The sequence below is a fragment of the Saccharomonospora saliphila YIM 90502 genome (assembly GCF_000383795.1).
Taxonomy (GTDB): domain Bacteria; phylum Actinomycetota; class Actinomycetes; order Mycobacteriales; family Pseudonocardiaceae; genus Saccharomonospora; species Saccharomonospora saliphila.
In genome coordinates, this window is the sequence record NZ_KB912712.1 from 51,701 (window position 1) to 63,435 (window position 11,735).

13 protein-coding genes are annotated in these 11,735 nt (G+C 67.8%); 1 reads left to right on the top strand and 12 read right to left on the bottom strand.

The genetic code is table 11. The annotated features are described in order from the left end of the window. Positions 1 to 137: 137 nt before the first annotated feature. The 9 genes from SACSA_RS0117805 to SACSA_RS0117850 form a co-directional block, all read right to left on the bottom strand. Entirely contained in the window at positions 138 to 1,274 is a 1,137-nt protein-coding gene (locus SACSA_RS0117805) for an acyl-CoA dehydrogenase family protein (protein ID WP_019819085.1), read from the bottom strand. 12 nt (positions 1,275 to 1,286) lie between these two features. Next, positions 1,287 to 1,688, bottom strand: coding sequence for a PPOX class F420-dependent oxidoreductase (locus SACSA_RS0117810; RefSeq protein ID WP_028661996.1), 402 nt, complete (start codon positions 1,686 to 1,688; stop codon positions 1,287 to 1,289). A 9-nt stretch (positions 1,689 to 1,697) separates the two neighbouring features. Next, complete coding sequence (locus SACSA_RS0117815) at positions 1,698 to 2,552, bottom strand: NmrA/HSCARG family protein (RefSeq protein ID WP_019819087.1); 855 nt, start codon at positions 2,550 to 2,552, stop codon at positions 1,698 to 1,700. Between the two features lie 90 nt (positions 2,553 to 2,642). After that, positions 2,643 to 3,704: a DUF6081 family protein gene (locus SACSA_RS0117820; RefSeq protein WP_028661997.1), complete on the bottom strand. Its 1,062-nt coding sequence runs from the start codon at positions 3,702 to 3,704 to the stop codon at positions 2,643 to 2,645. Between the two features lie 4 nt (positions 3,705 to 3,708). Then, a complete protein-coding gene (locus tag SACSA_RS23615) occupies positions 3,709 to 5,226 on the bottom strand; it encodes a DHA2 family efflux MFS transporter permease subunit (protein ID WP_083940297.1) in 1,518 nt (505 codons plus the stop codon). Beyond that, positions 5,207 to 5,956 carry a class I SAM-dependent DNA methyltransferase gene (locus SACSA_RS26930; protein WP_019819090.1) on the bottom strand — a complete coding sequence of 250 codons (750 nt, stop codon included), beginning with the start codon at positions 5,954 to 5,956 and terminating at the stop codon, positions 5,207 to 5,209. Before SACSA_RS26930 ends, SACSA_RS23615 begins: the two co-directional genes overlap by 20 nt. 270 nt (positions 5,957 to 6,226) lie before the next feature. Then, positions 6,227 to 6,688 (bottom strand): hypothetical protein, encoded by a 462-nt coding sequence (locus SACSA_RS0117835; protein WP_019819091.1) that lies wholly within the window; start codon positions 6,686 to 6,688, stop codon positions 6,227 to 6,229. Positions 6,689 to 7,152: 464 nt separating this feature from the next. Next, positions 7,153 to 8,544: an FAD-binding oxidoreductase gene (locus tag SACSA_RS0117845; RefSeq protein ID WP_019819093.1), complete on the bottom strand. Its 1,392-nt coding sequence runs from the start codon at positions 8,542 to 8,544 to the stop codon at positions 7,153 to 7,155. A 29-nt stretch (positions 8,545 to 8,573) separates the two neighbouring features. Then, positions 8,574 to 9,779, bottom strand: coding sequence for an MFS transporter (locus SACSA_RS0117850; protein ID WP_028661998.1), 1,206 nt, complete (start codon positions 9,777 to 9,779; stop codon positions 8,574 to 8,576). Between the two features lie 97 nt (positions 9,780 to 9,876). Between SACSA_RS0117850 and SACSA_RS0117855 the strand changes: the two genes are divergently transcribed. Then, positions 9,877 to 10,233 carry a winged helix-turn-helix transcriptional regulator gene (locus SACSA_RS0117855; RefSeq protein WP_019819095.1) on the top strand — a complete coding sequence of 119 codons (357 nt, stop codon included), beginning with the start codon at positions 9,877 to 9,879 and terminating at the stop codon, positions 10,231 to 10,233. 110 nt (positions 10,234 to 10,343) lie between these two features. On the opposite strand, the gene amaP is transcribed toward SACSA_RS0117855, so the two are convergent. From amaP to SACSA_RS23620, 3 genes are all read right to left on the bottom strand, one after another. Further along, positions 10,344 to 10,916 (bottom strand): alkaline shock response membrane anchor protein AmaP, encoded by a 573-nt coding sequence (gene amaP / locus SACSA_RS0117860; RefSeq protein ID WP_019819096.1) that lies wholly within the window; start codon positions 10,914 to 10,916, stop codon positions 10,344 to 10,346. Further along, complete coding sequence (locus SACSA_RS0117865) at positions 10,916 to 11,461, bottom strand: DUF6286 domain-containing protein (protein WP_019819097.1); 546 nt, start codon at positions 11,459 to 11,461, stop codon at positions 10,916 to 10,918. Before SACSA_RS0117865 ends, amaP begins: the two co-directional genes overlap by 1 nt. An 18-nt stretch (positions 11,462 to 11,479) precedes the next feature. Then, positions 11,480 to 11,735 (bottom strand): Asp23/Gls24 family envelope stress response protein (locus tag SACSA_RS23620; protein WP_019819098.1); only part of this gene is annotated, 256 nt, incomplete at its 5' end.

Here is an 11,735-nt window from a genome sequence, read left to right on the forward strand (position 1 = left end):
GACGGCCTGTTCGTGGGCCGCGCGGCCCACGACGTCGAGCGACTGATGAGCCTGGTCGAGGAGGTGACGGGTCCGGCCGACGCCCCGTGACCACGCTGGCGGCGGTCACGGGGCCGGCACGATCGGCCGCCCTCTGCTCAGGCGGCCGGGCGCAGGACCTGGGTGGCGTAGCGGGCCGCCATCATGTCGATCTGCATCGCGGCATGGCTGGCGATCGCTCGTACGTCCCGCCACGCTCGTTCCAGTGCCGTAGCCCGTTGTTGGCCTGCGGTTCCGGACGTGGAGAACAGACGATCCACTGCGCTGGAGAGGTAGTCGACGGCCAGAGCACAGTCGGCACCGTTCCGGGCTTGCTGCCACGAATCGATCTCCGCGGAGTCGCAGACCCGGGCCGTTCGTTCGAGGAACATCGACGCCGCGTCGATCTCTCCCTCAGCCCGGGTCAGTGCCAGTTGCACGGCGGAGCGATCTCGTGCCGCCCGCCCTCCCGGGCCAGTCTTCGTGGACATGATCGCCGTCCATGTGCGAAGCATGCCCCGAGCCGCTCCCAGCGCGGGAGCGGCGAACAACAGGCCGGTTACCGCGACATGGGGAACGGTATGACACCGCGCGGTCGAGCCGACGCTGTCGCCCCGGAGCAGAGAATCCTTGTCGAGAGTGCGATGTCGCGGCACGAAAATGTTCTCCACGACGACGGTGTTGCTCGCCGTCGCTCGCATACCGACGGTGTTCCAGGTGTCCCGGACCTGGTATGCGCTGCGGGGCACCGCGAAGAACAACCCACGTTCGGCCCCCTCATCGACCACTTCCGTGTAGAGCAGAGCCCACTCGGAGAAATCGGAACCCGAAGCGTACGGCCATTCTCCGGTCAGGAGCCAACCACCGGGGACGGGCGTTGCGCTGCCCGCCGGGTTGAGCGCGCACGCGATGGGAACGTCGGGGTTCGCGGCCCACAACTCGGACTGTCCCTCCAGAGGCAAGAACGCCGCCATGCGGCTACTCCCCGCGGCGAGTCCTGCGGACCACGCCGCCGAGGTGCACGCCTCCCCCACGGCCGCGACCGCGTGCAGGAGTTCGGTGAACGAACCCGCACGTCCACCCCAGCGTGTAGGGACGAACAGGCGGGAAAAGCCCGCCGCCAGGAGCGCCTCCACCACGCTGGGTGCCAACCGGCGTGCCTCATCGCCCTCAGCGGCGTGCCTACCGGCCACGTCGGCGGCCTGCTTCACTGAGGACAACAGGTCGACCCGCGTGCCCGATAGGTTCCGCGACATCGGTCTCTCCCTTCAGCTCACGTTTCTGCTCTGGGTCCCGTACACGTTCGGGTCCATGCCCCACGACAGGATGCGCCGTGGGTGAATGCGGATGACTCCCGCGCCGAAGCCTTCAGCAGGGGGCGGTGCGTCGAGCAGAGCCTCCGCGTCCCCACGTAGTTCGACGCCGCGCACGACCCAGGGATCGCGCGACGCGAGATCATCGACCAACAACGACACGCGCGGATGGCGCCGCACGTTGCGGAACTTCTGCGTGTCGCTGTTGTTGTAGCCTCCGATGTCGATCGTGCCGAGCTCGCGGTTGACGAAGTACACGATCGGCCGACACTGCGGCTGGTCTCCCGGGCCGAGAGTGCAGAGCCGCCCAATCGTCTGCGTGGTCAGGTACTCGTATTCGGCTTCTGTGAAGGGCATCGTCGTCACTTACCGGTTCTGCCGCAGCCAGGATTCCAACGTGAGCAGGTCGGGGTGGCGCCGGCGTAGTGCGGGGATGTCGGCGCGGTAGCCTTTGGTGTCGAACCACTCGAACATGTTGGCCGCCTCTTCCGCCTCCGCACGGAGCTCATCGAGAGACTGCCGCACGAATCGGGTGGGGACGCCGTCGACGCGGGAGAAAAGCTCGGCGATCTCTGTCACGGCTAGTTCGTCCCCGGCGATCTCGATTTCGGTACCGATGAACTCGCCAGGGTTGTCGAACGCCTCGGCGGCGATCCGGCCGATGTCGCGCAAGGCGATCATCTGCAACCGGGTGCCGGGATCCAGCGCGAGCGGGGCGACCCGCTCACCGTTCTCCGGCTCAGGGAGCATGTAGGGGAAGTTCTCCATGAAGAACACCGGACGCAGAATCGTCGCGGGGACGCCGATCGAACGGATGTAGTCTTCGACCTGGTGCTTGGTCTCGAAGTGCGCGATGCCGCTGTCGCGTTCGGCACCTCCGACGGAACTGTACACCAAGTGCGAGATTCCGTTCGCCTTCACCGCGTCGGCCACCGCGGTGCCCTGACGCACTTCCACGCCCGAGTGCGGGTCCGCGAAGTCCGCGGGCTGGACACTGTAGACACCGTCGACCCCGGCGGCCGCGGCGCGGACCGACGCGGGGTCATCGAGGTCACCACGCACCAGTTCGGCGCCGAGCGTGGTGAGTTCACGTGCCTCCTGCTTGTCCGGGTCGCGCACGAGCGCACGGACCGACCAGCCGCGTTCCAGCAACGCCCGGGCGACCGCGCCGCCCTGGCCGCCCGTCGCTCCGGTGACCAGTGCGCTCTTTCCTTGTGTCAAAACAATCTCCTTCTTCTGGCTGATGAAACGTCTATTATGGTCTGCGGTACGACCTATCGTCAGGAAACGTATGCAGACCGCTGGATCGTATCAAGATTTCGAGATGACCGTCAGGTTATCGGCCTCGATCAGGGCTCCTTGTCCCCACAAACGGTTCGACTCGCGACTGCGGTAGTCCAGGAACCGTTGCGGATAGGGCCAACCGGTTCGGGTGTCGAAGTAGTACCCGGGTGAGTCGGAGAGCCGGACCAAACCAGACCCCCCGTCGACCGACCCGGCGAGAAAGGTGAACATCCCGTAGCCACAAGCGAGCTGGCGCGGGTGAAGTGTCTCGTCGCGTCCGCCGTGCTCCATCAGCCGATACCGGGGGTCAAGATCTCGCGAGCCGATGTCGTCCACGCGCAGCACCGTGTGGCCGTCGACAATCCAGGACACTGCGCCCGCCGACCGGTCGAGTGCGATCTCGAGCGTGTGTTTCTCGTGCGGGCTCCGGTCGGCGACCGGTACGGCGTAAGTGAATCCGGCGTGCTCGGTTCCGGGTTCTTTCAGCCGTTCGTACAGTGCGTAGAGGGTGTTGTTGGTGAGCACGAAGTCGAACACCGAGTGCGTTTCCGGGTCGTGTGTCACGAACGAGGCCGCGGCGAGGCGGAGGTCGCCGTCCGGATCACCGACCGCCTCGCCGAACGGATGATCGGTGGTGCCGAAGGTGCGCCCGCTCATCGTCGTCTCACAGGACAGGACCTGGCCTGGCTCAGCGTCGAATCCGCTGTACCCGGTGGAAGCGGTATGATTCGCCATCGCCATCCACTTCACCTGGTCGAGGTCACCCTCGCCGCCGTGTCGTTGCTGTCCGGTGGTGAAGGCGAAGGCGGGCGTACCCGGGTTCCCGTGCGCTCCGGTGGGAACCACGGTCAAGGTGCCGTTTTCGGTGGTCGGTATGCCGTCGCCGTGCGCGAACTGCCCGATAGCGGGAACCGTCCACTTGGCGTCCGGGCCGGTGTAGTCGAAACCGCCGCTGAAATCATCCCAGAGTCGGCGCTGTCCGTGGTCGGCGTCAGCTTCGTGGGCCAGGGCGGACGGTGCCGCGACGAGGGCCGCGGACAGCAGTGCCGTCGTGGCACGGGCGAGCACGGACACCCGTATCGATCGCATGAGGTCAATCGCCGCCTTTCGGTCGCGCCTTGTCAGCGGTGAATTCATCGGGGGAGGAACGGACGACTCGTCGAGGCATGAACCACAGTGGAATGAGCGCGACAAGGCTGAACGCGATGATCCACCAGTATGTGTTGCCGAACGCGACGGCGAGTGCGGCGGTGTCGGCCGCGGCGTTTCCGGGAGAGACCCGCGCGATCTGCCACTGGAGCGTGACCGCGATGACTGCCGTGCCGAACGCGCCGCCCACTCGTCCGGCCACGTTGAGGGTGCTCGTCGCTCGCGGTATGGCTGTGCGTGGTAGCCCGATCTGATAGATGGCGGTCATCATCGGCACTGTGGCCGTGCCGATGCCGAGTCCCGCGACGAGAAGCACCGCGGCGAGGAACACTTCGTTGGTGTCGGTACCGACCTGGGTATAGGCGAGCAGGCCGAGGATGGTGATGAGAATTCCGCTGCCCGCGATCGTCCGGGGCCCCAGCCGGTCGGTGAGCGGACCGGCGACCAGCAGCGCGAGCACGATCCCCACACTTTGCGGTGCCAGCAGTAGCCCGGCGTCGAAAGCGCCCTCGCCACGGACCTGCTGGTAGTACAGGGGATGCAGCAGCGTCATGCTGAACATCGTCACGTTCGCGCAGAAACCGAAGGCGACCGCCGCGGCGAACCGTCCGTTCGCGAAGATTCTTATGTCGATGATGGGTTCGCGGCGCGTGCGCAAGGCGTGCCCGACGTAGGCCGCGAGCAGCACGGCACCCGTCGATAGTGCGAGCAGCACCGTCGGGCTCGTCACCTCCGCCTCGAGCGAGCCCTCCTCGCTTCCGGTGATGCTCGACAGTCCGTAGATCAAGGCAGCGAATCCGGGAGCCAACAGCAGCATGCCTACCGTGTCCAGCCGCTTGACCGGTTGAGCGGTCTCGCGGGGCAGTCCGAACCACGACGCGACCAAAGCGATCAGCACGATGGGCACATTGACGATGAAGATCCAACGCCAGCCCATGGTCTCCACGAGCAGTCCGCCGACGGTCGGTCCCAGCACCGGTGCCATCTGGGTCGGAACACTGACCAGGGTCATGATGCGGCCGATCCGGCCGGGACCGGCCGCGCGACCGAGAATGATCTGCGCGACCGGTGCCAGCATTCCACCGCCGAGTCCTTGGAGCGCTCTGTAGACCACCAGCGAGGTCACCGAAGTCGCGGTGGCGCACAGTAGCGAGGTGATCAGGAAGATCGTCAGTCCGGTCATCCATACTCGTCGTGCACCGAACCGCTCGACGGCCCAGCCGGTGGCCGGCATCGACACGCACAGCGCCAATAGGTACACGGCGGTGACCCAGTGCACTGTTGAAAGCGGCGAACCGAAGTGTTCGCCGACGGAGTGGATCGCCACCGCGACGATGGTGGTGTCCAGAGCCGAGAGGAACGCACCCGGTACCATGATGGCACCGAGCTTGAGTAGCGCGGGGTCGAGACGTTCCGGTCTCCCCGCCACAGGCTCGGCGTCGTTAGTCATCTGTTTTGACATAGACGGATATGTGCTTGGTGCTCGTCGCCGTGAACGGTTCCCCGCGCCATCCGCCGAACCGGTCGCGGAGGCGGAGGCCGGCGATCCGACACATGAGATCGTGTTCGGCCGGTGAAACATGCCGCGCTTTGACCGTGTGCATCGTCGTGTCGTGTGGGCCGATGACGACGTGCGACGAAGTGATCACCTGGCTGAGTGGGTCGCGCCGGGAGATGTCGAGCTTGATCCGGTCGGACTCGATCTGGCTGGCGTTGACCCGCTGATTGCGATCGAACCGTGCGGGATCCGGTACCAGTGCTTCAGAGACCAGTATCCCGTTCGGAGCCAGTTTCGAGGCGACGTTGGTGAGGCATCGAATTTGCTCGTCCTGAGTGGTCAGGCTAAAAATCGTGTTCAATACGATGAAGATGAGGTCGAACTCGCCGGGTGCCGCCACGTCGGCGAAGTCTCCTACGTGCACCGGGAATGTCGCACCGCCCGGCTTCTCACGCAGCTTACCGATCATCTTCTCGGAAGCTTCGATTCCGTGTACTTCGAGGTCGCGTTCGGCCAGCGGCAAGCCTACCCGCCCGGTCCCGATGCCGAGCTCGAGTGCACGGCCTCCGGGTGCGAGCCCGGCGAGGAAATCTACCGCCGCTCGGGTCTCCCGTTCCGGAGTGCTGAGTGTGACCCAGTCGTCGTAGTGGTCAGCCGTGACGTCACCGAAAGTGGCCGGTCCGTATTCGCCCACAGCGGGCTCCCCTTTTGTCCTTCGTTCGATTGATGCGATGCGCCGGTATGGCGCGGCTCGACCTGCCGCGCACCCGGTTCCCGGCCCGTCGCTGCGAAGGTGAGCACCGCGCTCGAGCGCATACGGTGGTTCGACACGTCCGGCACGGGACGTGCGGCCTTCGGTCGCCGACGTGCCGCTGCGGCGGTGCTCCCCAGTCACTGGACCAGGATGAAACTTCGACTTAACAAGAAGTCAAGTCGTCTTTGTGATCGTGCACGAACGGAGCAATCAGTCTTCCGCTCGCGTCGCGCTGATGAACAGGTCGAAACGTTGAACCACGTTGCCCTCGAGGTCGTAGACCTCGGTCGTGCCCGCGGAGCGGAAGGTCAACCCGTGCTGGTCGATGCGCCCCTGTTGATGCCCCTCGGTGTGCCCGATCACGGTGCCGTCCTCGTCGTAACGGGTGTATCGGAGATCGAACGTGAACGTGCCGTGTGGCCCGTCCTTCCACGTTCCGCTGTCGGGCGGCCCGAGTGTGCCGTCGGCGAGGAAGGTGAGTGTGCTTTCTCCCTCGCTTGGGATGGTGGTGCGCACCTCCGCGTCCCACGTGCCCTGGAGGGTGCGCTCGCCGTAGTGTTCGGCGCTCGCCGTGGTGATGGTGGTGCCGACCTCGCCGCGCGGGCTGCTCGGTGTCGTGGTGGACGCGACCGCGGGAGTGGCCGTGCCCAGTACGCCCAGAGTCGCGACCACCGCGGCGCACCCCGCTGTACGTCCGAGTTTCCGGTGACGAGGCATGGTGCTGTTCTCGACGTTCATGCGTGACCCCCAGGACCGCAAATTGCTTTCAGCATTTGACGGGTTACACGTTGCTCGTCATGGCTCGACTGTCGCTCGAGACCGAGTTGATCTCGAATGGCCCCGGAAACGGGTGCGGCGAGCCCGCCTGGTCACAAGGGGCGATCTCCATGCGCTGCCTTGCGGACACCGGACCGGGGCCGGCCACCCCGTCCGGTGTGAAGCGCGTCTACTCGCGGTCGTGTTGCCGTGCCGTCAAGGCCTCCTTTACTGCGTTCAACGCAGGTAAGGAGGCCTTGACGACACGCCAAAAGGGGCCGGACGGCCTGTTCGTGGGCCGCGCGGCCCACGACGTCGAGCGACTGATGAGCCTGGTCGCGGACGTCACCGGCGCCTCTCACCCTGAGCCGTGACAACGGTCACGACGTGGCTGCCTCCGGTGGAATGTTGTGGTTGATCCGGAAGAGGTTGTCCGGGTCGTAGTGCCGCTTCACGCGGACCAGCTCGCCGTAGGTGTCCGTGTCGTAGGCAGCGCGCACCTGGCCGGCCGAGGCTTCCCTTGAGCTGATGAAACTCAGGAAGGGGCCGCCGTGACGCCACGGCTCCAGCGCCTCGACCAGCCGTCGCTGCCGGTCGTCCGTGTCCCCGGCTTCGCGAGGCTCCACCCTGATTCCGCTGAACACTGTGTAGGCGGTGTCCCGGAACGGCACCGCGTTGGCGTGTTCCGGAGGGCGGGCGAGTGCCCCGCCGAGGTGGCGGACCTCGATCGCCGGGACGTCGCCGGTCGCGGCGAAGGAGACGATCGTGTCGACCGCGGTGTCGTCGAGCCGTGACAGCCGCGCCGAGCGTTCGGAATAGCGTCCTGGCCGCGTGGGATCGTTGTGGATGCGGGCGACGTCGCTGTAAGGCATCTCGGTCACCGTGTCCGCGAGCGGTGTCGTCCTCCCGCGCAGCGGCCGGGTCCATCGCCGCCCTTCGTCCGCGGGGCCGTTGAACGCGATGCGAACGTGGACGAGGAAGCGTCCCCTCGCGGGGCGAGGTAGACGCGCGTCGTCACTGGAGCGCATCAGGGCCACGCTGGACTGCATGGCATCCGGGACGTGCTCCGTCCAATCGCGCCATGCACGGAGGAGCCGAGCCGCGTCGTCGCCGGAGAAGAACAGTCCACCCCCGTACAAGCCGGGCACGGGAAACAGATCGATGGTCATCGCGGTGACCACGCCGAAATTGCCCTTCCCACCACGCACGGCCCAGAACAACTCCGGGGCCTGATCCGGGGAGGCAGCCCGGGCCACTCCGTCGGCGGTGACCAGTTCGAGGTCGCGAACCCGGTCGGCGGCGTAGCCGTAGGACCGGCCGAGCGGACCGTGGCCGCCACCCAGTGTGTAGCCGACCACCCCGACGGTGGGAGCAGCGCCGTTGAGCGGGGCAAGTCCGTGTCTGGCGGCTTGCCGTACGACGGTGGCCCAGGGCACCCCCGCCTCGACATGCGCGGTACGGGTACGCGGATCGACGCGTACGCCGTTGATCGCCGAGGTCTCCACGAGCAGGGCTCCGTCGGCGGGTACCGCGTTCCCGTGTCCGGTGGCTCGGACGGCGATCGGGAGGCCTCGGTCCGCCGCCCAGCGGACCGAGGTCTGGACATCCGTGCGGTTCACGGCCCGCACCACCGCCGAGGGGCGGCCGGTCACGATCCGGTTGAATCCCGCGTCCGCCCCGGTGCGGGCGGGCAGCAGCGATCCGCGCAGTGTTCGGCCGAGGTAACGCAGATCGTCCGCCGTGATCCGCGTGCTGGGTTGTGACTCGCTCATCCCGAGTCTCCTTTCGGTGGTCGCCCGGGTCAGTCCAGCCGGGCCCCTCGGGTGCTCCGGACCGCCAGCAGGGTGAGCGCGACGAGGCCGCCCGCGAGCCACAGCGCGCCGGCAGGCGAGCTCGCGTCGACCACGGTGCCGCCGGCAAGGGCGCCGAGCGCGATGGAAAGGTTGAACATCGACACCCACAACGCCGACGCCGCTTCGGTGTCGGCGGGTGCGGCTTTGAGCATCCACGTCTGCAAACTCACCGACACACCGCCGAACGCCAGCCCCCACAGCACGAGCAGGGTGATCCCCGCGGACGTTGTTCCGCCGAGTACGGGGAACAGAACCAGGACGAGGGCGAGAACGAGGCTGATCGCGAGAACGGTGCGGCGGACGGATCGGCCCGCGGCGATACCGGCTCCGAAGTTGCCGACGATGCCGGCGGCTCCGTAGGCGAGCAGGAGCGCACCAATCGCTCCACCGGGAATTCCCGAGATCATCTGGAGGGCAGGGCTGACGAAGGTGTAGGCGGCGAAATGCCCGGTGACCAGCAGGAAGGTGGCGATCACACCGGCCAGGACCGGTCGGTGCCGCAGTTGCCGGAGCAGTTGGCGGCCACGGACGGGTTCGGTGGCCGGGAGCCGGGGCAACAGGAGGGTGAGCGACACCAGTACGAGCGCGGACAGCGCACCGAGGACGGCGAAGGCCGTGCGCCAGCCGGCGAGGTCGCCGAGCACCGTGCCCACCGGAACGCCGAAGACGTTGGCGGCGGCGACTCCGCTGAAGATCACCGTGGTCGCCCTCGCCACCTGGTGAGGCGGGACGAGCCGGGTCGCCACGCTCCCCGCGATCGCCCAGAATCCCCCGATGGTCATGCCGACGAGGACGCGCGCTGTGAGCAGGACGGGGAAGCTCGACGCCAGCGCGGAGACCAGGTTGGCCAGCGCCAACAGCGCCACGAGCGCCACGAGCAGCACCCGCCGGTCGAGCGTGCCCACCGCGAGTGGAATCACCGGCGCCGCGATCGCGGCGACCACTCCCGGAACGGTCACCGTGAGTCCCACGGTCCCGGCGGAGACCGCGAGCTCGGACCCGACCGAGGTCAGTAACCCGACGGGAAGTTGCTCGGCGGTCACCATGGCGAAGATTCCTACGGCCACGGCGGCGACGCGCGACCATGCCTGCCAGGACGCCCGCTCGGACGGAGCGGACGGTGGTGGCGGTGCGGACGACTCGACCGTTGTCATGCTCACCTCACTTCGATCACCAATCTCTAGTTAGTGACTATATTAAGGTAAGTCGCTGTCATGCAATCAGTCGCTTCACTTCGGTATGGTGTCCCGTATGGGTGGATACGACTACGACGCGGCCTTCTGCCCGCACTACCACCGAGCGGCCGAGCTGGTCGGGCGCCGATGGACCGGCGCGATCATCCGTGCGCTCCTGCACGGAGCCACCCACTTCTCCCAGATCCGCGACACGATCCCCGACCTCACGGACAAGATGCTCACCACCCGGCTCAGGGAACTCGAAGCGGAGGGCATCGTCGACCGGACCGTGATCCCCGAGTCACCGGTGTGCATCGAGTACCACCTGACGACCAAAGGGCGTGACCTGGAGCGGGCCGTGCGTGCGCTCAACGAGTGGGCCGATCACTGGCTCGCTGGCGCCGACCGGGACGGCAACCCGACCTCGGCGTAGAACACCCTCGCGCGCTCACGGCTGTGTTGGCGTGCCGTCAAGGCCTCCTTTACTGCGCTCAACGCAGGTAAGGAGGCCTTGACGACACGCCAAAAGGGGCGGGGAGGGGTTCAGGTGGCGCGGGCCGTGCGGCGGGGGCTGACCACGAGGTCGAGGCGGATGGGCAGGTCCGGGCGGTCGAGTGTGGCGCGGGCCCGTGCCATCGCCTCGGTCTCGATCCGCTCCCGCAGGGCGGCGAGGTCGGCGCCCTCTTCGAGGGTCGCCGTGACGACGAGGGTGGGGCGCTCCTCCGGGCCGACGAGCCGGGCGCGCGCGGAGTCGACCCCGTGGTAGCTCTCGATCTCCTCGCTCACCGCGTTCGGCACGGCGCTCGACGACAGCGTGGTGCGTCCCGGGCCGGAGCCGGACACCGGCAGGTCACCGGTGCGGTCGGTGGAGAACAGGATCGCCAGCAGCCAGCGCAGGCACAGCAGTACCACCAGCACGGCGACCGCGGCCGCCACCGGCCAGAACCAGGCGCCGTTGCGCCCGATGAACTCGGCGACCACGTTGTCGGTCAGCATGCGCCGTCGCGTGGCCTCGCCGAACAGGCCGATCGAGGCGGCGCCTGCGAACCCGCCCGCGGCCAGCAGCAGCAGCGCGAGGACGAGCAGGACGGTCCGGTTGGTGCGGTCGGCGTGCATCAGACGCTCCTGGTGCGGATCTTGATCGAGGGTGCCGACCGCAGGTCCAGATCCGCGAGCCGTGCGCGCGCGGCCTCGTCCGCCGCCCGGCGCAGCTCCTGGACCGAGGCGCGGTCGTGGCTCGCGGTCTTCGCCGTCACCCGGACGACGCGGCGCTTGACGGAGACGCGGGCCGAGCGGACGCCGTCGAGGTCGGCCACGGCCGAGCGCACCGCCGTGGCCACGCCCCGCCGGGTGTAGGCGGTGTCGACCGGGCGGGCCTCGGACGGCTCGCCGATCGGCCGGGCGCGCAACCGGACCAGACGCGGGCGCTTCAGCTCGGCCAGCAGCAGCACCAGGCCGACCACCAGCAGGATCAGGCTGATCAGTTGGACGACGCCGTCCTGCCACGCGGTGTCGTCGGCCCAGCGGTGCAGCGCACGCCAGTCCCACACCACGGGTTGCGCGCCGACGCCCGCGGCGACCACCTCGATGATCAGCAGCACGCCCGCGGCGATGAGTACCAGGCTCAGCACCGCCGTCAGCAGCCGGTTGGCGATTCTCAACGAACGGGTCCTTTCGGCCTAGTCGGTGCGGGCCGCGCGCTCGGCACGGGTCACCAGTTCGGTGACCTCGATGTCGATTTCGGTCACGGTCAGTCCGGTCAACCCGGTCACGCGCTCGCGGACGCGGTCGCGCACGGCGTCGGTGACCGACGGCACCGACGCGCCGAACCGGACACTGAGCACGAGGCCCAGCCGGACGAGCGCGCCGTCGACCTCGGCCGAGACCTTCGGCGGGGCGCCGAGGACGGTCCGGCGCGTGCCGGGAGCGCGGCCG